This is a genomic window from Nostoc sp. UHCC 0252 (genome assembly GCF_034931145.1).
Classification (GTDB): domain Bacteria; phylum Cyanobacteriota; class Cyanobacteriia; order Cyanobacteriales; family Nostocaceae; genus Nostoc.
Genome location: NZ_JAYGHE010000027.1, coordinates 17,925 through 41,749, shown reverse-complemented (window position 1 = coordinate 41,749; position 23,825 = coordinate 17,925). Strand labels below are relative to the sequence as shown.

Annotated in this window: 22 protein-coding genes and 2 pseudogenes; 12 read left to right on the top strand and 12 right to left on the bottom strand. The window is 40.5% G+C overall.

The window, feature by feature from the left end; all coding sequences use genetic code 11:
• Positions 1–156 precede the first annotated feature (156 nt).
• The 5 genes from VB732_RS16775 to VB732_RS16755 form a co-directional block, all read right to left on the bottom strand.
• Positions 157–504: a hypothetical protein gene (locus VB732_RS16775; RefSeq protein WP_323232001.1), complete on the bottom strand. Its 348-nt coding sequence runs from the start codon at positions 502–504 to the stop codon at positions 157–159.
• A gap of 11 nt (positions 505–515) precedes the next feature.
• A complete protein-coding gene (locus VB732_RS16770; protein ID WP_323232000.1) occupies positions 516–1,010 on the bottom strand; it encodes a phage tail protein in 495 nt (164 codons plus the stop codon).
• Positions 1,011–1,104: 94 nt separating this feature from the next.
• Positions 1,105–1,560 (bottom strand): phage tail protein, encoded by a 456-nt coding sequence (locus tag VB732_RS16765; RefSeq protein WP_094331970.1) that lies wholly within the window; start codon positions 1,558–1,560, stop codon positions 1,105–1,107.
• A 248-nt stretch (positions 1,561–1,808) separates the two neighbouring features.
• A complete protein-coding gene (locus VB732_RS16760) occupies positions 1,809–3,470 on the bottom strand; it encodes a phage tail sheath family protein (protein ID WP_323231999.1) in 1,662 nt (553 codons plus the stop codon).
• 30 nt (positions 3,471–3,500) lie between these two features.
• Positions 3,501–4,340 carry a Pvc16 family protein gene (locus VB732_RS16755; RefSeq protein WP_323231998.1) on the bottom strand — a complete coding sequence of 280 codons (840 nt, stop codon included), beginning with the start codon at positions 4,338–4,340 and terminating at the stop codon, positions 3,501–3,503.
• Positions 4,341–5,011: 671 nt separating this feature from the next.
• On the opposite strand from VB732_RS16755, the gene VB732_RS16750 reads away from it, so the two are divergent.
• The 7 genes and pseudogenes from VB732_RS16750 to VB732_RS16720 all read left to right on the top strand — a co-directional run bounded on the left by VB732_RS16750 (position 5,012) and on the right by VB732_RS16720 (position 13,015).
• Positions 5,012–5,986, top strand: coding sequence for a HAMP domain-containing sensor histidine kinase (locus tag VB732_RS16750; RefSeq protein WP_323231997.1), 975 nt, complete (start codon positions 5,012–5,014; stop codon positions 5,984–5,986).
• A gap of 35 nt (positions 5,987–6,021) precedes the next feature.
• Positions 6,022–6,702 (top strand): response regulator transcription factor, encoded by a 681-nt coding sequence (locus tag VB732_RS16745; protein WP_323231996.1) that lies wholly within the window; start codon positions 6,022–6,024, stop codon positions 6,700–6,702.
• A gap of 64 nt (positions 6,703–6,766) precedes the next feature.
• Complete coding sequence (locus VB732_RS16740; RefSeq protein ID WP_323231995.1) at positions 6,767–8,899, top strand: substrate-binding domain-containing protein; 2,133 nt, start codon at positions 6,767–6,769, stop codon at positions 8,897–8,899.
• Complete coding sequence (locus VB732_RS16735) at positions 8,877–9,518, top strand: FHA domain-containing protein (protein WP_323231994.1); 642 nt, start codon at positions 8,877–8,879, stop codon at positions 9,516–9,518. The genes VB732_RS16740 and VB732_RS16735 overlap by 23 nt, the downstream gene beginning before the upstream one ends.
• Before the next feature lie 377 nt (positions 9,519–9,895).
• Entirely contained in the window at positions 9,896–11,428 is a 1,533-nt protein-coding gene (locus VB732_RS16730; protein ID WP_323231993.1) for a protein kinase domain-containing protein, read from the top strand.
• 445 nt (positions 11,429–11,873) lie between these two features.
• Positions 11,874–12,002, top strand: a pseudogene (locus tag VB732_RS16725) (transposase); the annotation flags it as partial.
• Between the two features lie 338 nt (positions 12,003–12,340).
• Positions 12,341–13,015 (top strand): hypothetical protein, encoded by a 675-nt coding sequence (locus tag VB732_RS16720; protein WP_323231992.1) that lies wholly within the window; start codon positions 12,341–12,343, stop codon positions 13,013–13,015.
• 17 nt (positions 13,016–13,032) lie between these two features.
• Here VB732_RS16720 and VB732_RS16715 read toward each other — a convergent pair whose 3' ends face one another.
• Positions 13,033–13,455, bottom strand: a complete 423-nt coding sequence (locus VB732_RS16715; protein WP_323231991.1) for a hypothetical protein — start codon at positions 13,453–13,455, stop codon at positions 13,033–13,035.
• Between the two features lie 631 nt (positions 13,456–14,086).
• Here VB732_RS16715 and VB732_RS16710 point away from each other — a divergent pair.
• The 3 genes from VB732_RS16710 to VB732_RS16700 all read left to right on the top strand — a co-directional run bounded on the left by VB732_RS16710 (position 14,087) and on the right by VB732_RS16700 (position 15,454).
• The gene (locus tag VB732_RS16710) at positions 14,087–14,674 is read left to right on the top strand and encodes a L,D-transpeptidase (protein WP_323231990.1); all 588 of its coding nucleotides are present in this window, start codon (positions 14,087–14,089) and stop codon (positions 14,672–14,674) included.
• Positions 14,675–14,862: 188 nt separating this feature from the next.
• Positions 14,863–15,165, top strand: a complete 303-nt coding sequence (locus VB732_RS16705) for a type II toxin-antitoxin system Phd/YefM family antitoxin (protein WP_323231989.1) — start codon at positions 14,863–14,865, stop codon at positions 15,163–15,165.
• On the top strand, positions 15,140–15,454 hold the full coding sequence (locus VB732_RS16700; protein WP_323231988.1) for a Txe/YoeB family addiction module toxin: 315 nt from the start codon (positions 15,140–15,142) through the stop codon (positions 15,452–15,454). The genes VB732_RS16705 and VB732_RS16700 overlap by 26 nt, the downstream gene beginning before the upstream one ends.
• 5 nt (positions 15,455–15,459) lie before the next feature.
• Here VB732_RS16700 and VB732_RS16695 read toward each other — a convergent pair whose 3' ends face one another.
• On the bottom strand, positions 15,460–16,593 hold the full coding sequence (locus tag VB732_RS16695) for a YbjN domain-containing protein (protein WP_323231987.1): 1,134 nt from the start codon (positions 16,591–16,593) through the stop codon (positions 15,460–15,462).
• 135 nt (positions 16,594–16,728) lie between these two features.
• Here VB732_RS16695 and VB732_RS16690 point away from each other — a divergent pair, with 135 nt between their 5' ends.
• Entirely contained in the window at positions 16,729–16,890 is a 162-nt protein-coding gene (locus VB732_RS16690; protein ID WP_323231986.1) for a hypothetical protein, read from the top strand.
• A gap of 3 nt (positions 16,891–16,893) precedes the next feature.
• Here the strand turns inward: VB732_RS16690 and VB732_RS16685 are convergent, their stop codons facing one another.
• The 3 genes from VB732_RS16685 to VB732_RS16675 all read right to left on the bottom strand — a co-directional run bounded on the left by VB732_RS16685 (position 16,894) and on the right by VB732_RS16675 (position 17,901).
• Positions 16,894–17,292: a hypothetical protein gene (locus tag VB732_RS16685; RefSeq protein ID WP_322645484.1), complete on the bottom strand. Its 399-nt coding sequence runs from the start codon at positions 17,290–17,292 to the stop codon at positions 16,894–16,896.
• Positions 17,293–17,300: 8 nt separating this feature from the next.
• Complete coding sequence (locus VB732_RS16680) at positions 17,301–17,642, bottom strand: hypothetical protein (RefSeq protein WP_323231985.1); 342 nt, start codon at positions 17,640–17,642, stop codon at positions 17,301–17,303.
• A gap of 130 nt (positions 17,643–17,772) precedes the next feature.
• Positions 17,773–17,901: a hypothetical protein gene (locus VB732_RS16675; RefSeq protein WP_323231984.1), complete on the bottom strand. Its 129-nt coding sequence runs from the start codon at positions 17,899–17,901 to the stop codon at positions 17,773–17,775.
• A 142-nt stretch (positions 17,902–18,043) separates the two neighbouring features.
• Between VB732_RS16675 and VB732_RS16670 the strand changes: the two are divergent.
• Positions 18,044–18,139, top strand: a pseudogene (locus VB732_RS16670) (type II toxin-antitoxin system YoeB family toxin); the annotation flags it as partial.
• Positions 18,140–18,162: 23 nt separating this feature from the next.
• Here VB732_RS16670 and VB732_RS16665 read toward each other — a convergent pair.
• Both VB732_RS16665 and VB732_RS16660 read right to left on the bottom strand, forming a co-directional pair.
• A complete protein-coding gene (locus tag VB732_RS16665) occupies positions 18,163–19,227 on the bottom strand; it encodes a WG repeat-containing protein (RefSeq protein WP_323231983.1) in 1,065 nt (354 codons plus the stop codon).
• 34 nt (positions 19,228–19,261) lie between these two features.
• Positions 19,262–23,794, bottom strand: coding sequence for an eCIS core domain-containing protein (locus VB732_RS16660; RefSeq protein ID WP_323231982.1), 4,533 nt, complete (start codon positions 23,792–23,794; stop codon positions 19,262–19,264).
• Between the last annotated feature and the right edge of the window lie 31 nt (positions 23,795–23,825).

The window sequence follows — 23,825 nt, the reverse complement described above, 5'->3', positions numbered from 1 at the left end:
ATTAATGAGTCTTTTAGCTCCATTAATGAGTCTTTTAGCTCCATTAATGAGTCTTTGAACTCCATTAATGAAGCTTTGAACTCCGTTAATGAGTCTTTGCTGTCTGCTCTCCTGCGCCCCACTCCCATTCCCCATTCCCCATTCCCCATTCCCAACTCAATTATGAATAAGCGTTTCGGGAGAATTTACCGTATCTTCCGGTATGGAAGTTTCACCTTCCAAGCCATTAATTCGGCGATAAAAATCCTGGAGGTAATTTAAATCTTGGGCAAAAAAGTTTTCCACTATTGCAGGAGTCACTTCTGATAAAGCACCCAAGTGGGTAATCACTCGTGACAAGATAATAATAGTGGCATAAACGGGATTAGCTTTAACACGCGGGTCACGCAAGGGTGCAATCTCGTCTATCGCCGTTGATAACCGCATTACACCTTTGCGGTGGAGGTTGCCTTCAGAGTCTAGATACCCCTTTGGCAATGTAAATTCAAACTCTGTAGGAAACATACTCCTCCTAATTACTTCACGCGCTTAAATTCCTCAAAAGCAACCTCCACTTCCTCAATTTCGATGTCATGGCTGCGGGCGTTGACATCAGCAATTTTGTAACTTGCGGGCCAAGCACCGGCTAATTCAAATCTAGCTACTTCTTCATTTGCCTGATTATAAATAGACAAAGCAACAAGTCTACGTTGCTGTGCCCAATTACCTTTTTCGACTTTTTCAAACCACTTCCAAAAATCCATAGATTTAGTAGTACCTCTACGTAAAGTGAGATTACCACTCTTGGGATTGCTAGGAAGTTTAGTTCTTACCACCTGACCTTTTGACTGCCCTTTTGTACCCCAGGTTTGAGAAGTAACTTCAGAAATTTCAATTACCTCTTGTGTTCTTTTGAAGCCTTGACACTCCAAAAAAAAGCAATTGGCATCGTTTTGCCCTTCTAGTGTCAGTTCTAAATAGAACCGATGGGCTGTTAGAACTTCTGGAATTCGGTTTGCGGATTGTACCACTGTTAAATAATTCGTAATTCGTAGTTCGTAATTCGTAATTAAGCTTGCGGAACGCTCTAAGCAAAGCTATGCCGCAGGCTTTACGTAATTACGATTATTTGATTCGTTTAATTCCTTCGTGAACCAATTCAACTGTTTCATTCGCCATATCACCACCAGAAGCTGTTAAGGTAGGCCCGGTGTATTTACAGGGATAGCAATTGACAATGTTCCAGCGTGCTTTTTCAGAGCCTTGTTGGTCATAAGCAACCACTGAACCAGTCTTACGATTTTGTGCCCACTTCCGAGGGTCTCCCATGTCTTCGTTACAGTCTTGATACCATTTATAAAGGTCTATATCATCGGTGGCGATGACTTTGACCGTGATATTGGTAAATTTAACAACAGTTGGTGTTGCTTGACGCATTAGTTTAGCGCCCTTAGATGAACCGTGGACTTCTTGCGCTGGAGTGTTTTCAACGCCTAAGCCACTAATTTCTTTGATAAATTTATCAGTAATTCCATCAGCCTCAAAGTAAAATTTACAAGAGGTTAAAAATTCGCCTGCCATACTTTTAGACTCCTTTGTGTGTAGTTAATTTGGGAATGGGGGATGGGGAAGAAGCAAGGGGGCAGGGGGCAGGGGGCAGGGAGCAGGGAGCAGGGAGCAAGGGGACAGGGGGTGAGAACTTGAAACAAGTTTTTCCCCAATTTCCAATTCCCAATTCCTAATTTCCAATACTTCGGCTTACCTCGGCTTCGCTCGGCACAAGTCGCTCAGTACAAGTTCCCAATTTCCAATTCCCAATCCCCAGTACCCTATTCGCTATCTTCAATGCCATTCCATTGGCTGATGCGGAAAACAACAAATTCAGCCGGTCTGACTGGGCAAACACCGACTTCAATATATAAACGTCCTAAAATTCTGGTTTCTGGTGGGTTCAATTCTTCGTCACACTTGACATAGAATGCTTGTGCTGGAGATGCCCCAAATAAAGCACCTTCACGCCAGATACGCTCTAAGAAGTTGCTCACAGTGCGGGTGACACGTGCCCATAAATCTTGGTCGTTCGGTTCAAAAACTACCCATTGAGTTCCCAATTCTAGGGATTTTTCGATATAGCTAATTAATCTACGCACACTGATGTAACGCCATTCTGTTTTATCTGGCTCAACTAAAGTGCGTGCGCCCCAAATGCGGATACCTCGATTTGGGAAATTGCGAATGCAATTTATTCCCAAGGGGTTTAATAGTTCTTGTTCGCGGAAGTTGGTGTCATAGCCTAAACCAATTACGCCTCTAGGAACTTCATTTGCAGGGGCTTTGTAAACTCCTCTGGTTTCGTCGGTGCGGGCCCAAACACCCATCACATGGCCACAAGGAGGTACTAAAATTGGATTACCGCGATCGCGTGGATTAGGTACTTTGATCCAAGGATAATAAAGGGCCGCAAACATGGAACGGCGGTTAAATCTATTCAACCACTCCACTACTTGCTGGGGTTTGACGGCATCCGGTGGCGCATCCAGTACAACCATACGGTTAGGCGGGTTGGGAATATCGCCACTGGCAGAACCCTCACACATACTAATCATCAGTTCGATGATGCCATGAACTTGATCTAAATTAAGTACCTGTTCTTGATAAGCCCGCATCACATCAGGACAGGCCAGCATCGTGATTTCGTCAACTTCAAAGATACCGCGTACCCCGGTGCGATCGTCTCGAACCCCTTCTAAATTTTGTGAAAATCTGTCGGGTGGGGCGGCGACAATGGGCGGCGCTAGTTCATATTGACCATTAACGGGACGACGAGCTAAAGGCTGTCCACTTTGAGTTATGTCTTCTACACTGACATACATCGAATTTCTCAATGCCGCCACCGCATAAGTTGCGACTTGAGCATTAGGGTCGCGGTTCATGCTCAAGTTTTCGTATTGCTCTAGAAGCTCATCTCCCCGACGGATTTGGATGGTAAAATATTCACCCGTATTTGGAGGCGCTTCACCTTCAGTACCTTCTGGTAGGGCGCGGGGCGAACCATCAATAATGACGAGATTTACTAATCCGCCTGCTGCTTGCTCAGGGCGCAAAGTAAAGCGGAGAGCTGGACGATTACCTCTAGAGTTGATTCTGAGGGTAGCCGGTTCTGGAGTTGCAGGTCTGGGTGCGCCTGGTAACTGAGTGCCGATGCTTGTTACCCAACAACGACCGCCACCATTCATAAAGTAGCCGTAGACGGAAAATGGTAAATAGGCGTTGAAGTCGGTGAAGCCGTCAGAGTTGGGACGAGCAAAATAGTTTAAATATTGCGTCCAAGTGGTTACTAGCATGGGCTTGTATAACTCAGCCCCACCACGAACGTCTTCTGTAAAGCCTACAAATCCGGCCACTGCCGTGCTAACACCTTCAATTGGTCGGCTACCCCGGTCAATTTCTTCGATATAGACACCAGGAGCAAAGTAATCAAGTCTAGCCATGAAAGTTTCTCCAAGTCAGTAAAAAGTTAATTATTCAGGAGTTAGAAATATTTCTTTGAAAGTATGACTTTGGTTATCTACCAATGCATTGACGTTTTGGGGTAAATAGCCAGGATGATTCAGAGTCAAAACATAATTACCTAAATGAAGGTCTTCAAAAAAGAACAGCCCTTCTTTAGTGGTTAATATGGATTTTTCAGTTCCCCTCACAGCTACTTCTGTCGCTACCAACGGCAGATTTGTCACCGCACTTTTGACAATACCCGCGATCGCAACTCGCCTGGTTAATACTAGACTGTCGCTATCACGAGACAATTGATTTCGCAAATTGAAAATCCGCTCCCAAACCAAAGGCACTGGAGTAGGTTGTGGCTCGAAGGGGATTGTAACTGTCAAATATAAGGCCGAACGTAATGGCACATTGAGAGCGCTCCATAAAGAACCAATCTCAATTGGCGGCTCTAGGGCAACTGTCATGTTCAAATTACCATAGCCCCGTAATTCAGGAACCAAAAACTCCTCTTCCAAAGTGCGATGACGTAACAGCACAGTCAATGCCTCACTGATAAAGTGATGCTCACCTAAAGCTGTTCTATCCCAGGCTGTTAATAGCAGAGAAACATCAAACCAAGCGGGTGCCCAATTTACTGTGGCAGGTTGTAGAGCGCGTGTTAGCTTGCGTTCAACTTGCCTACCAGAATGTTGTACCTGCTTACTCTCACGTATATCAAAAATGTATAAATTGAGAGTCGGCCCTGCTCCCTCTTCCCTTCGATTACCAGGATGGCTAAAATCAATTTGCTCTGTACTGGTAAGTGAGGTTCCTCCAGCTAGAATATCGGCTAAAGTTTGAAGAACGAAGATAAGCATGAAGGTGTTCTGCTGGTAGCTAATCCAGATGCATATACAGTATATGTATCAGGCTTCTAAAGGTAATTAGACTTTTGTCGATATTTTTTCAATTGGTCATTTGTCATTGGGTACTGGTTATTAATTCTTTCCCCCTGCCCCCTGCTCCCTGCTCCCTGCCCCCTTGCTTCTTCCCCATTCTCTAAATGATGGAGGGCTGGAAGATATTAGATTTTCAAAAATCCGAAAAGCAGCAATTTCAGTTTGTAGATTAGTTTGGGGCAATTAGACACACTACATTTTTATTGTGGAACGGGCGATACGCCTATCCTCACAAGATTTATCGCAGTGTGACAAATAAAAAAACTACGTACCTATATATACTTAGATAGATGAGAAGCACTTATGAATATAAACTTAATAATTATTTGTATTAAGCATCCAAGAAGATAACTTAACAAAAAAATAAACATTACTGAGGCGGCATAATTTTATACTGATCAGTAGAAGAGTAAAATATTTAGTTGCAAAAAGCGAGTGAAGCTATGACGCTAGGTTTTTCTGTACAAAAACTAGAAAATAGCTCGAATTATTTGAATTCCTCAAATATTCAGAGCTTTTGTCAGCTAGAGTCTCAGCAGTTAACTAGTCAATATCCAATTTTTTTCGCTCGGATTGTCTATCATGATTGCTTGCTGAAAAATCATCAGGAAGTTATCAATTATGGTCAAGACCAAGCTCCTTTTTCTCCACAAACTTTAGCTTATTTGCGCTCAGAAGTATGGCTGACAGATTTTCCGCCTGCTTTGACTTTGCATGAATTTAAACTTAAGGATTTTTCATCTATTTCTTACATTTGCCCTATTGCCTATAGAAATCAAAAACCTGAATACATTCAAATCATTACTCATAAACCTCTTTCAGAGAGTTTGCAATTATATGTAAAACGCTCTGCTATGCTCCTGAGTAAGTATGTAGATATTTACTTAGACTATGGAAGACAAAAAACTGAAATTCAACTTTTAGAAGATATCTTGCATCGGATAGGTCATCAATTGCGTAACTCTCTGGGGCTTATAGGATTGTATGCTTATAACTTATGCTTAGGGTTGGAGGATAATCCTTGGCAAGGGCAAGCAACAATCATCAAGGAAAGCATACAAGATTTAGATACTAATTTAAATGAGCTTATTGATTGTGGACAAGGAGCAAAATTAAGGGTAAAACCTCAAGATTTAAGAAGTTTGTTTGTAGAAAGTATCACAAATTTACAGCCTTTAATTAATAAGAAAAAAGTTAAAATATTAATGCCTGAGACATCAACGGTACTGAATATAGACAAATTACAAATGAAACAGGTATTTGATAATATCCTCAGTAATGCTGTCCATTTCAGTCCTAACTCAGGAACTATTACCTGTAGCTGGCAAATTTTTCAAGATGAAGTTTTAATCAAAATTTCAGATCAAGGGGCAGGATTATCTCAAGAGGATTTACAAAAAGTATTTACCCCATTTTATTCTCGGCGTAAAGGAGGCACAGGACTAGGCTTAACTATTGCTAAAAAAATCGTTTTGGATCATCAAGGCAGTATTTGGGCACAAGCCTTATCAGAAAGTGGAGCGCAGTTTTCTGTAATTTTACCTCGGAAAAGGAGGGGGAATTAATTCGTAATTTGTAATTCTTAATTCGTAATAAAAAAATGAATAATGATAATAAGAAACTTTCGGTTTTATTGGTAGATGATGAAGAACGGTTCCGCCAAGGATTACGTACTCTTCTCAGTTTTTATAGTATTAATTCTGCATTACCTGTAGAAGTTGTGGGTGATGCAGATTCTGTGGAGCAGGTTTTAAAGTTTACAGCCCAGAAGTCTCCAGATTTAATTTTGCTGGATATGCAATTGAAGGGATGTGATGGAATTACAGTTCTGGCACGTCTTAAGGAAACTGCTTACACTGGGAAGGTTTTAGTGTTGTCGGCTCATCAAGAAGACGATTGGATTTTTAGAGCAATGCAGGCGGGAGCCGCAGGTTATGTGTTTAAAAATCGTGTAGCAACGCAATTGTGTGAGGCGATTGAGACTGTTACAAGATCGGAAATTTATCTACCTTCAGAAGTTGCTAGTCGATTTTTCCGGTTTTTTCAGGCTTATTCAGACTCTTGCCTGAAGGCATGTCATGAAGTGCATTTAACCGAAAGAGAGCAAGAAGTTTTATACTGGTTAACTCAAGGTGCTTCTAATGAAGAAATCGCTAAACATTTATATGTAACAGTTGCGACTGTTAAGGCGCATCTCACCAGTATTTTTGAAAAATTGAAGGTTACTAGTCGGACTCAAGCTATTGTGGCTGCCCTCAAGTTAGGATTAGTTCACGCTTGATAACTCTTTAAATTTTGAATACTTCCACAGGCTCAGTACAAGTTTTGAATTTTGAATTGGTTATATGCCTTCATTTGAATCTTTTTATCAAGAATACCCCTGTTCGTACAATTCTCCCTTAAGTTGCGATCGCCCTTTTCAAACGGCACAGCAAATTAAGGGGGCTAAGTTTTGCCTGGAATGTGGTTTTCCGGCAACTTTACCACAGGAGGCTGAGATTAAAGGAAGTCAGGGAACTTATAAAATAACTAGTTTTATCGGTGTGCGGGGTTTAGGCCGCTTGTATTCAGGTATCCAACTTAAGGACAAACAACCTGTCATCATCAAAGAATACCTGCTACCCAATCGTTCTTTTAATGAAAGTGAGACTCTGAAGCGCAAAGAGACTTTCAAACGAGTAGGCGGGGTAAGTTTAGCCGATAGTCGAATTCAAAACTTCCGTCTTATAGAAACTAAAGAAGCGATCGCAGATGAGAAAGGAGAACGCTGTTATCTTATCACTCAAGGCATAGAGTCATCCCAAACTTTAGGGAAATATCTCATTGAAAAGGGTGCAATGACATCTCCTGATGTGCGTGAAGTACTAAATCAAAGTTTACAAACTCTCCAGTTTCTCCACACCCAAAAGCTGCGTTTTCCTTCTAATCAAACACAGTTGGGTGTAACTCACGGTAACATTAGTTTAGATAGTACTTTAATTAAAATAGAAAATAATCAAAAGTTCTCTATATATTTTTGTGATTTAGCTACTTGGGAAAACTTATTTATTCCACCTATTATTCCTCAACCTGCGCCCGCTAGACCTGAGCAAGATTTAGAATCGTTAGGATTGCTAGCATTTTATTTATGGGTAGGACGGACAACTAATTTTTCATCTAATCAGCCTCTTGATCCTAGAGATAATCAACAATGGCCAGATAGCGATCGCCATTTAAAGCAGTTTATTTATCGGCTAATCGGGCTAGAAACTCCCTTCGAGAATGCTGAAATGGCTCGTCAAGCACTGCTGCAACTTCCCAAAGAAGATGATGGCAAAAGTTCGGTGCGTTCTACAACTTCTCAAGTAATTGACAAGCGTTTGCCAATGCCTTTAATCCTGATAGGAATCTTGGCTTTATTACTACTCGGCGGAGGAATTTTGTATTGGTTTCTGGGCAGGAAAACAGTTAGTCCTAATCAATATATATTATGGTCTAAACTTGTGCGTAATTTCTCAGAAGTATCTAACGTTCCTTCTGGACAATTTACCTACACAGGAGAAAAGGATAGTACGTGGAGCTATATTTTAACGCAACCAATAGACAACAGTCGCTTAGGAGAGATATTGACTAGACCAAAGTTAGATGCAACAGCGACATTTAACTATGAATCTGTTTTGTCATTAAATGTAAATAATCCGATTAAAAGTATTGAAGAAGTCCAAATAAACAAAAAAGATTTTGCAATTACTAGTTTGGGAGACAATATCACAGATAAACTTGCTAAAAAACCAGTCGCCTATGATGGATTAATTGTTTTTGTAGCGTTTAATAAGAGAGACTCAAATCTTGCTAATGCTCTTGGCGGGCAAATAAACCTTGAGCAATTGCGTCAAATTTACACAGGTAAAATTACCAATTGGCAACAAATTAGTCCCAAACTTCCAAATTTGCCTGTGAAACCTTTTGCCCCAACTGAACCAGAAGCAATCAGTAAATTTCAAGAAATAGTTCTCAAAAATGTCCCTCAAGACGAAGCTTTCTTTGCAGCAAATGTTACTAAACTTGATACAACAAAAACTCAAAATCAGATTCGCAGCGAGACTTTAGAGGGGCGAACCACTGGTATTATCAGCTTTGGTATTATCAGTAAAACTTGGAAACAGTGTACTGGCTATCCGCTAGCGATCGCAGATGGCAAAAAGTCAGCAATTCAACCTCTGTTTCAACGACGCGATCGCCGCTCAATTAATCCCTCAGATGACTTGTGTCAACATGATGATTATTATGTTGATGTCACAACTTTCCAAAGCTACCCGTTGGGATACCCTGTTTTTGTAGTGTACCCTAAAGACACCAGTCGCCTGTCTGGTGGTTCTACATTTGCTCAGATGCTAACCACTCGTCAGGGTCAGTGTTTACTTAGTAAAGTCGGTCTTGTAGCTTTACAACCTATGCCTGATGATATAAATTCCTATGCCTGCAAATCGGTGCCCTAACCCCAGTTGCGAATATTTTAACCGCGCCCTACCTAACAATGCTAAGGTTTGTCCCTGGTGTTCCACTCCTGTGGGTAATGTAGTTGCCCCCACACCACAACCGCCTAGTCAACCACCGCCTATTCAACAACAACCTAGTCAGCCACCACCTGTTCAGTATCAACGTCCGCCTGAGCAACCTAACTACCAACCTCCCCAACAAGCCCCCGTTGATTATTCAACAGTCTATCAGCCACGAGTTGCTTATCAACCAACACCGCCTGCTTATGTCCCTCCGCCTCAAAGAGCGCCAGCCTTAAAGCTGATTCATACCACCGGCAGAGAATTTCACCTGGTTGGGGAAGGAGGCTATATTGGTCGCCGCAGTCAAAGTCCAGGAATAGCGCCGCCAGAAATTGACTTGACCGGCATCCCCAGTGAAGGAATAGTCTCTCGTCGTCATGCGCGAGTCGATTGGGACTGGTCGCAAAATGCATACATGATTGTTGATATGAGTACCAATGGTATTTATTTAAACAACAATCCTCTAACTCCGGGTATGCAATATCGCCTGCTTAATGGTGATGTACTGCGCTTTGGTCAGGATAATCTAGTCAATTTCACAGTATATGTTGTGTAACCAAAAATTTGGTTAATGCACTAGGGTTGCTAAAAACGGTCAAATTTCATGGGGTAGTTGATTGATCCACTACCACATGAAATTTCGGCACAGACGGGTAGCGGCTTGTTATTAGAAATCGCCTCTTCTGGCGAAAGATTACCATAATAGATTTTTTAAACAAAATTTGCCAATATTGTCGTATATTAAAATTCAAGTATACTATATTGGTCGTCCATTTTATACTGCTAAAAAGCGCTTTTAGGATATGCTATCCACCTTTAAGGTCTTAGAAATCTGAGAGTAAAGGGCTGAATTGGCTGTTGTATTTTATTGAGTTAAAACTGCCATAAAATAAATTAAATTCTATATACCTTATTTAATGTTGTATAAATCTAATGCATCCTCTTGGCACAGTACTCCGCAGTCGTTATAAAATTATTCATCCCTTGGGAAGCGGTGGATTTGGCGAGACATATTTGGCAGAAGATTTGGATATACCTACAACTCCCAAGCCTAAATGTGTTGTCAAACACCTGAAGCCACAAAACCAGAATGAAGTACTTCTGAAGATTGCTAAAGGTTTATTTAACCGGGAAGCTGAAATTTTATATCGCTTAGACAAGATTCACAACCAAGTTCCCGAACTATTCGCCCATTTTGAAGAAAACGGCGAATTTTACCTAGTACAAGAATTTATTGATGGGCATGACTTAAGCAAAGAAATAATAGCAGGTCAGCCTTGGGGCGAAGCAGAAGTAAAAAAACTGCTCAGGGATGTTTTAGAAGTTTTAGTAGTTATCCATCAACAAAGTATCATTCATCGTGATATTAAGCCACACAATATCATGCGTCGTCGTCAAGATGGAAAGATTGTGCTGATTGATTTTGGAGCAGTGAAAGAAATTAAATGCTTAGAGACGAATACTCAAGGTCAAGTCACATCAAGCATCCTGATTGGCACCAATGGCTATATGCCAAATGAACAAGCTAATGGCAAGCCGAAACTATCTAGCGATGTGTATGCAGTAGGTATGCTAGGAATTCAAGCACTGACAGGCATACCGCCTCAAAATTTACCCGAAGATCCCGTAACAGGTGAAATAATTTGGCGGGATCAGACGAATGTCAGCGACAGATTTGCCGAGGTGTTAACAAATATGGTGCGCTCTCACTTTAGCCAGCGTTACCAAACAGCAGCAGAAGCGTTGCAAGCACTTACTCAATCACCACCAACACCAAAGTCAGATCGCTGGCGATCGCTATCTAATCGGAAAGTTATCGCAACAGGCGGAGCAGTTTTACTTGGATCTATCATGTCTTTGTATGTGGTATCTAGATATTTTGCTAAATCACCAACCCCTCCAAATCCACAAGCAGTTACTCCACAACCACCAATAGTTACTCCGAAACCGCCTTCTACAATCAAAAAATTCTCTCAGCTACCTTGCGATAGCGATCAACAGCTATCCTCGCCCCCCCCAGCGACAGGCAAACCAACCTGGGAAACTGATGTCTATAAATATTACGGGCAGATCAATCAAAAAACGAAAGAAGCCAACGGTAGAGGGTTGATGGCTTTTAAACAAAATAATTTTCAATACTATGGAGACTTTAAAAAAAATAAACGTAGTGGTTGTGGGAGATTATCATATCCGGCAAAAAGTAATATTGACTATTATTTAGGCCAGTTTGAAAATGATGAACCTCAAGGGTTGGGATATTTAAAATTGAGAAATGGAAACGAATATAGAGGTAAATTTGCTAAGAATAAATGTCAAGGAGAAGGAGTATATATATATGCAGATAAAACTGAGCGAGATGGAATCTGGCGTGAAGATAAGTTAGAAGGAAGCGATAATTTTTCATGTAAGGGGTCTTCAGCATCTAGTATGCCAACTATCAGCTTTCTCAGCCCTAAACCTTTTTAACAGTTTTCAGCTTATTTACTTAGGTAACAGTCTCACCAGCAACTGGACTTTTATGCGTTAATGGCGGATTTAAATTCCTTATACCGAATTGCTTTCAAAGATAGTAAATTTAGTAAAACGCAAGGTTCTGCGATCGCTCTGTGATGGATATTGCTTAATTGTTCAGATTGGAAGTACATATAATAATTGATATTGTGGAGAGCGGAGGTAGTTTGTAAAGTGAGCATCTCACTTTTGTAAAAACGCCTGCCCTGGCGAATGGAATAGAGCCTCCGGCACGCTACGCGAACGCAGCTATACAAACAAAACCCACCTCCGTTGGTTTTAAATTCTTCGAGTCCGCGTAGGCGGACTTCGTTTGTGTAGCCGCGATTTCTAATCGCCTGGTATATTTGCAAAGGTGAAATGCTCCCGTTTGTAAATTAGGTTGCTCCCACTTAATTTAGGTGCAATGGTTAGATGGTTTGGTTATTTTTACGGAAAAGTTACCAGTGCTGCTGTAGAAGGTATTAATAATAAACTTAAGTTAATTAAAAGACTTGAAAATGGCTTTCGTGACTTCAGCTATTTTTGATTACGCAGTTTATTAAACTGGCACTTTACTATTCATTTTCCACAAAAATGGCAAAATATCCTCAAATATGAAGAAATAATTAAGCTTACTCTAATTTATGCTAATTAAATACATCTAATGGTTTATACTTACTTCATTAGCAATTTTTTGATAAATTAAATATTTATACTAAATCTCCATAGTGGACGTACTTAATATATTTTGTACTTCGTAAATATGATGTTTTAATTATGGGCTTGATACCGTTATTTATAAGTATTAATTAAGTACGATTTCCCAGATAATTAGTATTTATGAATTAACTTTAGGTTGTATACATTACAAAAGAAAGGTGCTTTATGAAGATAAAATTTATACTTTGTACTTCTTGTTTACTTGTTTCTACAAGTTTAGGTGTTCTTCCAATACAGCAAATACTAGGGCAAGAAGCATCGCCACCATCTCCTGAACCAAACACTGTACCAGCTTCCCCAACAGAGCCATCCTCTACGCCAACTGCTGTACCAATTCCCACAACAACACCAGATACGATACCAACTTCTTCAAAATTCTCTCAACTAACTTGCGATAAAGATCAACAGCTATCCTCGCCCCCCCCAGCGACAGGCAAACCAACCTGGGAAACTAATGTCTATAGATATTATGGGGAGATCAATCCAAAAACGAAAGAAGCCAACGGTAGAGGGTTGATGGCTTTTAAGCAGAATGAATTTCAATATTATGGAGACTTTAAAAATAATAAACGTAGTGGTTGTGGGAGATTATCATATCCGGTAGAAAGTAACATTAACTATTATTTAGGGCAGTTTAAAAATGATGAGTTACAAGGGTTGGGATATTTAAAATTGAGAAATGGAAACGAATATAGAGGAAACTTTGCTAAGAATAAATGTCAAGGAGAAGGAGTATATATATTTACAGATAAAACTGAGAAAGATGGACTCTGGCGTGAAGATAAATTAGAAGGAAGCGATAATTTGTCCTGTAAAGAGTTCAATCGCAATTATCGATAATCTGCACATAAAGCTGATTAATTGAGTTTGGCATTCCAGTGATGTGTATCTGAAAAGTTCATAAAGCAAAGGTTATTAAAGAACATGAAAATTAGACTTTCTGCTACTGCTTTAATTGTTTTCACAAGTTTGAGTTGTTTTCCAGCGCAACGATTACTAGCCCAAGAAGCACTTCCTGTTGCAGGGCCGGCAATAGCATCAAACAATAATAATAGTAATAATAATATTATTGTTGATGGATTACCTGCTGCGGGGCCTGCAATACAGCCAGGAAGCAGACGCTCTTCATCACGCCGAACAGTCATTAGTAGAGCAGAATCTAGAAGGTCATCAAGACGTTCAACAGCCATTAGTAGAGAAGAACCTAGAAGATCATCGAGGCGTTCAACAGCCATTAGTAAACCAGAATCTAGACCACGAGTTAGACTAGTAACGGACACACCACAAAGACAAACTCCTTCAAGAAGGAGAATAAAACAACCGGCTACACCAGTTCAAAAAGCACCTTCAGTCTCTCCCAATTTCCCAATACGACTATGGTAAAACTATAGATTTATAAAGGGCAAAATGGAAAGCCAAAAATTAGAATTTAGGAATTAAGCTTGCTGATTCTTTAATTTTGGCTTGTTGAGGGAAAGAATGTTTTAAGGTAGTAATGAAGTCAGGTAGCCTGATTAAGGATTTAGGTATTGCCTCAGAGGTTGTTTGAAAAGTGTTTCGCCGTGACTTTAGGTACTTTTAGACCTTCAACTCCTTAAAAAGGAGGAAACCGGAATCAAATTTCCCCAATTTATCGGGGGATTTAGAGGGTAGAGGGTTCTAAAACTTTTGATACCGACAAAACTACTTTTCAAACATCCTCTCAGATTTGGAATTGTACAATGTATGCCCTTAGATAAATCAGATAATACCAAGTCACTCAAACGCTCATTCAGAAAGCCATAAATAACATGGGTTGAGGAGTATTTATATGCCGCATTCTTTTTTGAAATTGGTTTAATTTCTTAAAGTTGATTAAAAAAGTAATTATTTTAACTTAAATAGCTAGCTTTGCTCCAAGCTGAATAGTTTATGCAAAACAAGATAATCAAAAAGAACCTGGAACTTTGTACTGGTTTAAGTATTGGTTTGGGTGCAATTGCGCTGTTGTTCTGGCTGCAATCACAGCATACTGCTAGGGTGAGTATTGAGAAACGTGCAGATTCCCAAAAAACAATTGAGAAAGTAGCATCTCCTATAGTCAAGCCAACTGTTTCCGCAGCTTCTAAACAACACATCCATCTAGTACTTAAACGAAGTATGCGGAAGCTGTATGTATACAAAGGAGACAGTTTACAAGCTAGCTACCCAGTCGCGGTTGGTAAACCAGGATGGGAAACGCCAATAGGAAAGTTCAAAGTTATTGAGATGTTGAAAAACCCAGATTGGACACATCCTCAAACTGGAAAATTAGTTCTTCCAGGTGCAAATAATCCCTTGGGAGAACGCTGGATTGCCTTTTGGAATGTTGGCAGAGAATACATCGGATTTCATGGTACTCCAGATAAAACATCTGTCGGTAAAGCAGCTTCTCATGGTTGCGTTCGGATGTATAACGAGGATGTTCGTAAACTGTATGAAATGGTCAAACTTGGTACGCCTGTTTTAGTTGAACCTTAATCTGGCTTACTTCATACAAGTGTACTAAAAATCTCTAATGCTGAATGATTAGCTTACCTTTCAACGTGGGTGTAGACGGGTAGCGGCTTGTCGTTAGACATCGCTTGTTTATCAAGATTTAGATAACAGTAATGGAAGAACGAACCGCATAGTTTATAATTTATGTACAACTTTATGTACATTAAGTAATGTTGCCTTACAAAATCACATCCCCAACCGATGCGAGAAATGACTTTTTTAAGTTATTAGACCTGGTGGTAGAAAATCATCAGGTGTACATGATCAACCGTCGTGATGGTGAAAATGTAGCCTTGATTGCTGAATCAGATTTGGTAAGTTTGCTGGAGACAGTTTATCTTTTGCGATCGCCTGCTAATGCGCGTCGTTTATTGGATGCAATAGAAGAGTCAAAAACAGGAAAAATCCAATCTCAAACGCTAGCAGAACTTCAGCAGGAGTTGGGGATTGAGCAAGAAGAAAAAGAAAGCTGAACCTATTGAAATTAAACCAGTTATTGTTAATCGTAGTTCTGGTTTTAGTTCTCACTTTAAAGAAGATTTAGCTTGGTGGTTTAAGCAGGATTCTCAGAAAGCATCGAAAATATTAGATTTGGTTACGGCTGTAATGCAAGACCCGTTTGAGGGTATTGGTAAACCAGAACCATTAAAATATATGGATGCAGATATTTGGTTGCGGCGAATTGATTTAGAACATCGGCTTGTTTATCGGGTGGGAAACACTCAGATTGATTTTCTCGCTTGTCGGTATCACTACGAATAATTAGCTTACCTTTCAACTTGAGCGATCGCCTCTTCTGCCGAGAGATTACCATAGATTACAGACAAAATCCCTGGCAGGTATTCATCCATCATCGTCACATTGGCGTAAACCACCCGTTGAATGAGTGCAAAACTGAGTCTGTCGCCTTCTACATCAATGCTGGTTTTATAACTAATTTCCCCGTCGGTAAAATCTAGCTCAAAGTTGCCTATCATCATACCACAATTAGCTCTAGTTAAAAACTCTGCTACAGCCAGCCGCTTATTTTCTGGTGCGTTGACTGGACAAATTGAATAAAAAACGAATTGATTTTGTTCACTTCTGGCTCTAGCGTAACAATTCCATCTGCCATTTTCGCCTTGAAACGGTATTTGTAAAGCTGGCTGTCCTGGAAGTTGCACGAAAGGCCAATCATCAACTGTAAAGAAATTGATTATTGCTTCAAAAATACTACCATCTGTAGGAGATGAGGGCAAATTCGCCTCTATTTTTTGTGTAATATTATCTGGGTTAATATCAGCTAGTTCTGTCAAAAATTTCTCGATTACTTCTAGCATTTTGGTAGCAGATTTTTGAGTTTTGACAGATAGATTCGCCTCAGTCCAATCTTTAAAAAAGTTGACAATACCTTCAGTAATTCCTTCTCCAGAAGTGCTTATTTGAGCCAGATTTTCTGGACTAATATAAGACCAAAGAGTACGATAGCCGATTTCGCCTGATTCTTGTTGCTGTTTAACAGATAAACCCAACCAACTTTCGGTGAAGAGGATTTGATTATCGGGTTGTTCTTGGCTTAAATTCAGGATATATTTTGCAGCTTCATCAATGTTGACGGCGTGTTCTGCTAGTAGTGGTAATAAATTGGGTTTCAGGCTGGTTTCGATAGTAATGTCTGGTTTGCTGAGGAATTTACCAGATGATAGGGGGTTACGCGCATCTGGTTTGAGATTGAATAAGGCGGCGGTATCGATGCGTTGGTAGAGTTGTGGGTTGACTTGGAAGGTGAGGCAACACGCGATGAGTTCGTTGTTTTGTGTGGTGAGGGTGAGGGTAATGGCACGAACGGTTAAGGGAGATTGGGAGGAGTCGTGTAGGGTTAAGTCGGTGTTAAATTGATGAGTTTCAGTGTGTTCTGCCATACAAAGATGTGATTAAAGTTGCAACGATGAATTTTCCGGCATGATATTCTCCTAGCTAGCGATCGCACTTTTGAGAAGTACCGAAATTATTATGGCAGACTTCGTTGGTGAGTATTGCTCACCTGAGTTAGTGGAATGTGTTTCGCTAATAAATCGGGTTTCAGTGCGATCGCTCTACATATTATCCCACTACCAAGTCACTATGAGGCGATGCTCCAAAGGAGCCGACGTAGGGCAACGCATTTAGGTTTTGCAATGATTGCAGTATTATCAGTTAGATTGGCGCGATCGCACTAAATCTCAGCGCTCGCCGATATATTCGATAATTAATAAACGTAGATAATTCAGGGTTTCAATATAGCGTTTTATCTGTGGATAATCAGATTCAGTGGAGAAGTACCACTGAGCAAAATAGGGAATTTCAAATATTTTTAATTTTCGTAAATTTTCAACAACTTCTTGGTTATTTTCTAAACTATCATTAGCGACAACTTGAAAGGCGTATCCTCGAATATCACTAGTAAAAACTTCGATGACACCTAAGACAGTAAAATCTTGTGACTCCTCCCATAAAGCTATTTGATGTCTTTCTTTTTTGGTTTTCTGATAATCACTCAGCAATTGGTTTAATATTTGCTCAATATATTCTTTAGTCTTTTTGGCGTTGTCGGCTTTATTTTTTAAATCTAAGTTCTGCATAGTTATCCTTAATTTTCTCCGTAAGATATAATTTTCTCATTTCTTTCTATGATAAATTCAGTGCCTTTATTCCATCTAAATGCCCCATTAGGTAAGAGCTTCTTTCGCGCACCTTTTTTATTAAAATTACTAGCTTTTCTTAAATATTTTAAATAATTACCTCTAAAACCGTGTCTGTTAGCATGATCTACAATGCTATTGGCTAAGGTTGTATAGGTTGCTTTATCCCACGTTTCCATGAGAGTTTTGATTTCTGCTACTTCTTTATCTGTGTATCCTTCAAACAATATTTGGTCATAGGGATCTGCTTTTTCAATTTGATTGCGATCGTCAGGGTTGTTAGGATTCATTCAAAGATAGATACAGTGATTTTCATGGTAAGAGTTGTCCTATCTTTGTCGTATTTAGTTAACTCAGTGGTAATTATAGTTGATTTTTTGGGTTCGGAAACTTTATTTGGTTGGATTTTATTAACCTAACCTACAAGATTGGCGATCGCACTGCTGATTCCTCGATTTGGGCGATCGCGCGAACGGTTACGGGGGTTTGGGAGGAGTCGTGTAGGGTTAAGTCGGTGTTAAATTGATGAGTTTCAGTGTGATCTGCCATATAAAGATGTGATTAAAGTTGCAACGATGAATTTTCCGGCATGATATTCTCCTAGCTAGCGATCGCACTTTTGAGAAGTACTGGAATTATTATGGCAGAACTTAGTTGGTGAATATTGCTCATGATTTAATGACCATATCTTATTTGGTCACGGCGAATTAATTTAGAGCATCGGCTAGTATATTGGGTGAGAAATACTCAGATTGATTTTCTCGCTTGTCGGTATTACTATGAATAACTCAGCTTCAGCTAGCAGAAATTTCAAATATCAAATGAACTGATCATCTCTCCTGTTCGATTAATGTACACTTGTTTGCTAGGTTGATTTTTTTTTCTAGGTTCTGCTAAGATTGCCGTAGTAAGTTCCAGAAATTCTCGGTTGTGAAAAGGATCTGAAGGTCGAAGATATCCAATAAAGCTATCAATAAATGCAAATTGGGGAGAGAGGATGACTTCTCCTAAAGTGTTTAGCAAGCCCCATTGCTGATTTTGCCGAAATGGAGCAATTCCATAATTAAATAAGCCAATCTCCTCGTATGAAGGTTCGATAACCCATTCACCTTGTGTATTAATGACCCCGAATTTACCTCCTGTTTTCTTGACAATGCACAGACCTTCATGAAAACCGGAAGAATGGGCAAACCTTCCTTCAAAAGCCAGATTTCCAGTGGTATTGATAAACCCTATCCGATCAAGTTCATGTTCTTGGGATAGTAGGGGAAGTATAACCTCACACAGTCCATTTCTAAATCCCTGACACTGGATACCGATTTTACAGGGTATTGTTTCTAGGCGTTGACCAGTTCTATCAATAAAAAATAGTTCTTGTGTTTGAGAAGCTTGCTCAACTGAACTAACAACAGCATATCCGTCTTGAAATCGCTTGGCTATTTCAAATCGGACATCAAAAAGTTCTTCGCCCTGTATATTGATATAAGTCCATCCTTCCTCAAAGGCTACAGCAGCTACTCCTTCGCTGAATCCCAAGCTAACTTCTCCATCGTAATCTATTTCAAATTGAGGAGTAATCTTGAATTTTCCCCATCGATCAATAAAGCCGACTTTGCCATTTACAACCTCAAACTGAGCAAGTCCTTCACTGAAAGACGTACAAAATTGACAAGATATCAAAGGGATAATTTCCTCACCGTGCGAGTTGATATATCCTTGTAACCTATCGGATTCTAAATTAATCTCGTAAAATTTTTCGACGATACATCTATCTTCGGTAAAACGTCCTACAAGGTTGTAAGTAGGTTCTACAATCAATTCGCCTTTTGAATCAATAAAGCCATACTTATCGCTTCTAACTACAGGATAAAGCATAGGATTACGAATCTTGAAATGAACTTAAGTTTTATTATTTTATCTTGTTGAGATGTGTACGGATAATATGCTGGAATACTCTAATGGTTTCGTTGTCATTGTTTTTAGAAGAGTTCCTGGTATAGTAACGTTCTAATTTAGAGTATAAGTTGGTGTCATTTTTTACAATAGCAATTTGTCGACCTCTAACTTTTTGAGGTACTGTACCTTTTCCTTGTGGATCTTTTGGAACATTTTTTGAACTGGTTGGATCAGTACCCCCCGTGGTCATAGCCATAATGCCAAAAGCAGCTTGGTTCATATTAGCAGGATTATTCAGCGCGATTAAATTAGTAATATGGGCTGGCCCATATCTAAAGGGTTCTGCCGCTACGGATGCTATCAGTATAGCTGTGTCTTGCACATTAGTAGTCTGGTTTTCGTGAATGTTGCTTAATAAATTGGATAACTTACCGACAGTTACCGTTCCAAAACGACTATATTCATATCCTCTTACTTCATCTTTAGTCGTTATCTTGTTATCTTTCTTAGTAATGTTGGCTTTTGCAGCCGCCTGATAAGGATAGACATAATTATTGCGATCTTGATCTACAAAAAACTTATTGCCTCCTACTGTCATATCGTTGTTTTCTTGTCTAGTCGCATTTCCATAATCTGCTTGGATACTAGCAATTGTTCTTTGGATTCCTCTGGGTAATGCAGTAGTGTCTTTATTGTCTTTATTACTTTTTCCTTGATAAAATTCGCCAGTCAAGGTATCCAAAGCTTGTTCTATCAGAACATCAATATTATTTTCTAATTCCCCCTCTTTATGGAAAATTTCGTAGTCTTTCTCCGTAGTATTAGGCTTGATTAGTATCTGAAGTTTTACTTCTGAAGTCTGCTGATCTTTTTGTAGGGATTTTTTCAAATCAATAGTGAGCTTAATCCCTTTTCTGATCTGGCGAGAATAGATTTTTTGCAACTTCTTGGCTTGTTTTTGTTTCGATTTAAAGTATTCATTGAATCCTTCTGAGTTTTGTTCATCAGGTTTGAGTTCCTGATAAATCTGATTGGCTATAGCCTCATGCTTTTTCTGTTCATCTGGTGAAATCGCCTCATCTTGCTTAACTTTTTCGTCTTTGTTGCCTTTTTTCTTATTCTTGCCAAACCCAAGTTTGCTGCCAACTTTATTAAACGCCTTTGCACCTTTATCAATTACCCAATCAACTGCTTTTTCCATCGGTTTCCGCAGTTTTTGGAATATTGCCTGAATCTTGCCGGCAATTCCATCTAAGCCCAAAAGACTTGCTAGGAAACTGATGACGACTGGTAAAGATTTCGCTAGGGCATTTTCAACACCTTTGATTGCTTGATCGATCGCACCACTAGCGATCGCACCAATGGCATCCAGTATCGCATTAATTAAATCGGCAATCTGCTGGGCGCGTTCGATAAAGAATTTGACAATCTGATAAATCCCCTTAGCAGCTTTAATGAAGCCTGCACCCGGTATTAACAAGCTGATAACCCACTCAATCCCGGCTGTAATCACCTTTTCAATGATAAAGTTCTTGATGGGTTCGATCACCAAGGCGTTGAGATCGCCCAACTTGTCTTGGACAAACTGCCACATTCCAGCCACTCCCTCACTGGCTAAGACTTGAAATACATCAACAGTTTGTTCCAAGCGGCCGACCTTTTCTTCACCCAATCTTTTCACAGCCTGGCCGCGAATTGCTTGATATGTATAGCCTAAAAGCTGCATTGCTAGGCTAAAGATCCCTTTGATGTCTAAGTTTTCTGGCATTTCAATACCAGCTTCTGCCATAGTGCCAGTCAGCCAGCCAATTAATCCTTGCTGGAGGTGCTTCCCGATATTATTCATGAAGTTGAGGAAGCCTTGCTTCAGCGCCTGAATCAAATTAGTCAAGAAACCAATCGGGTTTTTGAGGATTTGCCCAATTACGCCAGCAACTCGCGCTAGCACTTCCAAAAGCATTTTGGTCAGTTCGATGATCGTCTTGATAACTCCCACGATGAAGTCGAAAGCTTTTTGAATAAAACCTTTATTTGCCTCCTTCATCTCTTCAATGCGGGCATCAACAGCTTCCAAGTTCTCCTGATATTTCTGCGCTAGAGTGTCAATTAGATCATCCTGCTTATCGTCAACACTTTGTTGCAATTCTTCAAATTTGCTGTCAATGTCTGCGGCGGCTTGTTGACCAACTCCTTTTAAGTCTTGCGGCAGTTGGTTAACATAATTCTGAATCTCCTGCTTACCATTGACTATTTCTGCTTTGGCTTGCGTCAGTCCTTTACTAATAATGGCGACAACATTGTTAATTACACCATCCATCTGATTGATGTAAAGCTGGCGACCTTCTTGATAGAAGACGTTAACCTCTGAGGGCATACCAGCCAATTTGTCAATCACCCATTTTCCTGGCCCCAAAAAGCCACTGTAGCGATCGCTCTTATAATCGTCCATCCGCTTGCCAACGTAATCCTCGAAGGCTTTCTTGGCTTCCGCAGCACCATTATCAAAGGCTTGTATAACTTGTCCGTCTAGATCGCCGAGGGTTTTTTCAACTTTGCCTTTCGTACTGTCATAAATTTTATTAATATCACCAGCAACTTTTGCCCGTGCTTGCTCATCTTTGCTCTTGGCTCCTACTTGCTGTTCTGTTACCTGACCCAGGTTTTGGGTACGGATACCGTGCATTGCTTGCAAATGCTGCTGGGCTGTAGCTTCTGCCGTAGCTTTAGCGGTTGCGAGTATGCCTTGCTCTTGCTGGCGATATTGTGGCGGCGCTTCTTGTGCATGGGTTTGAGCATCTTTCTTGGCAGCGAGTGCCCCTTGAAACTCCGGTTCATTAGAGTTTGCCAATTGCTCTTCGGTAACATCCGCCTCTTGCATCTGCTGGTCAAGTTTTTTACTGTCTTCTTGCAGTGGTGCTTCAACTTCACCTTGTCCCTTAGATTTGGGTGCGGCTTGATCTGCCCCAATCGCTGCCGGCGGTGTCCCTGGATCTTTTGCTGGCAGTGGTGTTACTTGCTTCGCCTCAATGCCACTGGTATCAGGTTTTTCTTTAGTTTTCTCTTCTACCTGACCCTGAGAGGTTTTCTGTTCTTCTTTGACCTTGCCACTCAAATCGCCCTTAACAGAATCAAGTTTGTTGTTATTTTTAAAGTCGTCTGCTTCTTGCAAGTTCTTGGGAGCCATATCAGCAATGCGCTCCATCAATTTGGCTTTGAAGGCGGCAGCGTCAAATCCCGGTGTTGGGGCTTGTTGCATCTCACCAACTTGATTGGCTTGCGCCTTGCTGTCTACTTCATTCCCTGGGGGTTGGGCTGCTGCTTGGGCTTCTTGGGCTTTGCTATTAGCAGGTGGGTGTTTTTTCTGTTGTCCGGCGACCTCTTTTGTTGTGCCGGCTACCGCTTGAAATGCTGGGTCATCTTCAGGGCAAGTGGGAGCTTTTTTTCCATTACCAGCGATCGCTTTACTACCAACTGCTGCATTAGTTGTATTTGCTCCTGGTAAGGTTGCGATCGCCTTACCTGCATTTGCTCCTGGTAGTGCTGTATCTCCTCCTGGTAATGCTGCTTGGCTTTTAGCTTGCTGTGGTAAATCTGCTTTTTCTGTATTACTTTTAGTATCTTTTGACTCAGGCTGTTTTTGTTGGTTTCCCTCAGCCTGTTTCTGATTTGCTGATAGATTTCCAGAAGATTCTACTGCTGCATCAACCTTTTTTGTCGGGGGTGGATCTGTTGCCCCATTACCTCCATTATCTGGAGGTGTGGCAGTAGCTTGATCTTTTTTTGTCGTCGCTTGATTTTGTTGTTCGCCGTTTTCTGTATCAGTTTTGGATTCTACGGCTTCTGAATTTTTTTGGTTATCTTCCTCACTTGGTTTTTGGGAGTTCTCCCGCAGTTGGATAGGTAGCCGATACCCCGCAGAGGTTGTCGGCATAGCTTTTGTTTGGAGTTTGTTTTCTTTTGGTGCTACATGAAGAGATTTCGGCTGTACTGCACTGCCATTCTGCTGGACAACGTGCGTCAACTCATGGGCTAGTAATTCCTTGCCTGTATCACTTCCAGGTGAGTATTCGCCCTGACGGAAGAATACATCCTGCCCTGTGGTGAACGCACGAGCTTGTATAGATTCATTCAGACTATTAGATTCAGAATCCGTATGAACCCGGACGCTGCCAAAATCAGCCCCAAATGCTTGCTCCATTGGTTGCTTGATATCATCTGCAAGGGGCTGTCCGTTTCCACGTGCTTGTTGAATAGAAGTTTCTAGCTGTGATGTTGCTGCTATTCCCCCTCCACCTTTACGCTGTACTATAGGAGTAATGGAATCTGCCAGGGATTTCATTTGTAATTGGTCTTCTTCCTCTGGCAATGTTTCTCGTTGGATAGGCTGGCGATTTCCCGTTTCGCTCATCCTCTGCATTACTTGCCCTGCTACTCTATCAGCTTCCTGCTCGTAAACATCTCCTGGCTGGTTAACTGTGAGTTTGGTTTGTGAACGCAGTGACATTCGACTAATGTCGTGGGTGAGAGGTTTGTTTAAGGGTTTCATCCCAGTAACTGCTTGAGGCGAAGCAGTAAGA

What these genes read in the sequence shown, in the direction of transcription:
- VB732_RS16775 (WP_323232001.1), bottom strand. Translation starts at nt 504, where the DNA reads ATGTTTCCTACAGAGTTTGAATTTACATTGCCAAAGGGGTATCTAGAC.
- VB732_RS16765 (WP_094331970.1), bottom strand. Translation starts at nt 1,560, where the DNA reads ATGGCAGGCGAATTTTTAACCTCTTGTAAATTTTACTTTGAGGCTGAT.
- VB732_RS16760 (WP_323231999.1), bottom strand. Translation starts at nt 3,470, where the DNA reads ATGGCTAGACTTGATTACTTTGCTCCTGGTGTCTATATCGAAGAAATT.
- VB732_RS16755 (WP_323231998.1), bottom strand. Translation starts at nt 4,340, where the DNA reads ATGCTTATCTTCGTTCTTCAAACTTTAGCCGATATTCTAGCTGGAGGA.
- VB732_RS16745 (WP_323231996.1), top strand. Translation starts at nt 6,022, where the DNA reads ATGAATAATGATAATAAGAAACTTTCGGTTTTATTGGTAGATGATGAA.
- VB732_RS16740 (WP_323231995.1), top strand. Translation starts at nt 6,767, where the DNA reads ATGCCTTCATTTGAATCTTTTTATCAAGAATACCCCTGTTCGTACAAT.
- VB732_RS16735 (WP_323231994.1), top strand. Translation starts at nt 8,877, where the DNA reads ATGCCTGCAAATCGGTGCCCTAACCCCAGTTGCGAATATTTTAACCGC.
- VB732_RS16730 (WP_323231993.1), top strand. Translation starts at nt 9,896, where the DNA reads ATGCATCCTCTTGGCACAGTACTCCGCAGTCGTTATAAAATTATTCAT.
- VB732_RS16720 (WP_323231992.1), top strand. Translation starts at nt 12,341, where the DNA reads ATGAAGATAAAATTTATACTTTGTACTTCTTGTTTACTTGTTTCTACA.
- VB732_RS16710 (WP_323231990.1), top strand. Translation starts at nt 14,087, where the DNA reads ATGCAAAACAAGATAATCAAAAAGAACCTGGAACTTTGTACTGGTTTA.
- VB732_RS16705 (WP_323231989.1), top strand. Translation starts at nt 14,863, where the DNA reads ATGTTGCCTTACAAAATCACATCCCCAACCGATGCGAGAAATGACTTT.
- VB732_RS16695 (WP_323231987.1), bottom strand. Translation starts at nt 16,593, where the DNA reads ATGGCAGAACACACTGAAACTCATCAATTTAACACCGACTTAACCCTA.
- VB732_RS16690 (WP_323231986.1), top strand. Translation starts at nt 16,729, where the DNA reads ATGTGTTTCGCTAATAAATCGGGTTTCAGTGCGATCGCTCTACATATT.
- VB732_RS16685 (WP_322645484.1), bottom strand. Translation starts at nt 17,292, where the DNA reads ATGCAGAACTTAGATTTAAAAAATAAAGCCGACAACGCCAAAAAGACT.
- VB732_RS16680 (WP_323231985.1), bottom strand. Translation starts at nt 17,642, where the DNA reads ATGAATCCTAACAACCCTGACGATCGCAATCAAATTGAAAAAGCAGAT.
- VB732_RS16675 (WP_323231984.1), bottom strand. Translation starts at nt 17,901, where the DNA reads ATGGCAGATCACACTGAAACTCATCAATTTAACACCGACTTAACCCTA.
- VB732_RS16665 (WP_323231983.1), bottom strand. Translation starts at nt 19,227, where the DNA reads ATGCTTTATCCTGTAGTTAGAAGCGATAAGTATGGCTTTATTGATTCA.
- VB732_RS16660 (WP_323231982.1), bottom strand. Translation starts at nt 23,794, where the DNA reads ATGAAACCCTTAAACAAACCTCTCACCCACGACATTAGTCGAATGTCA.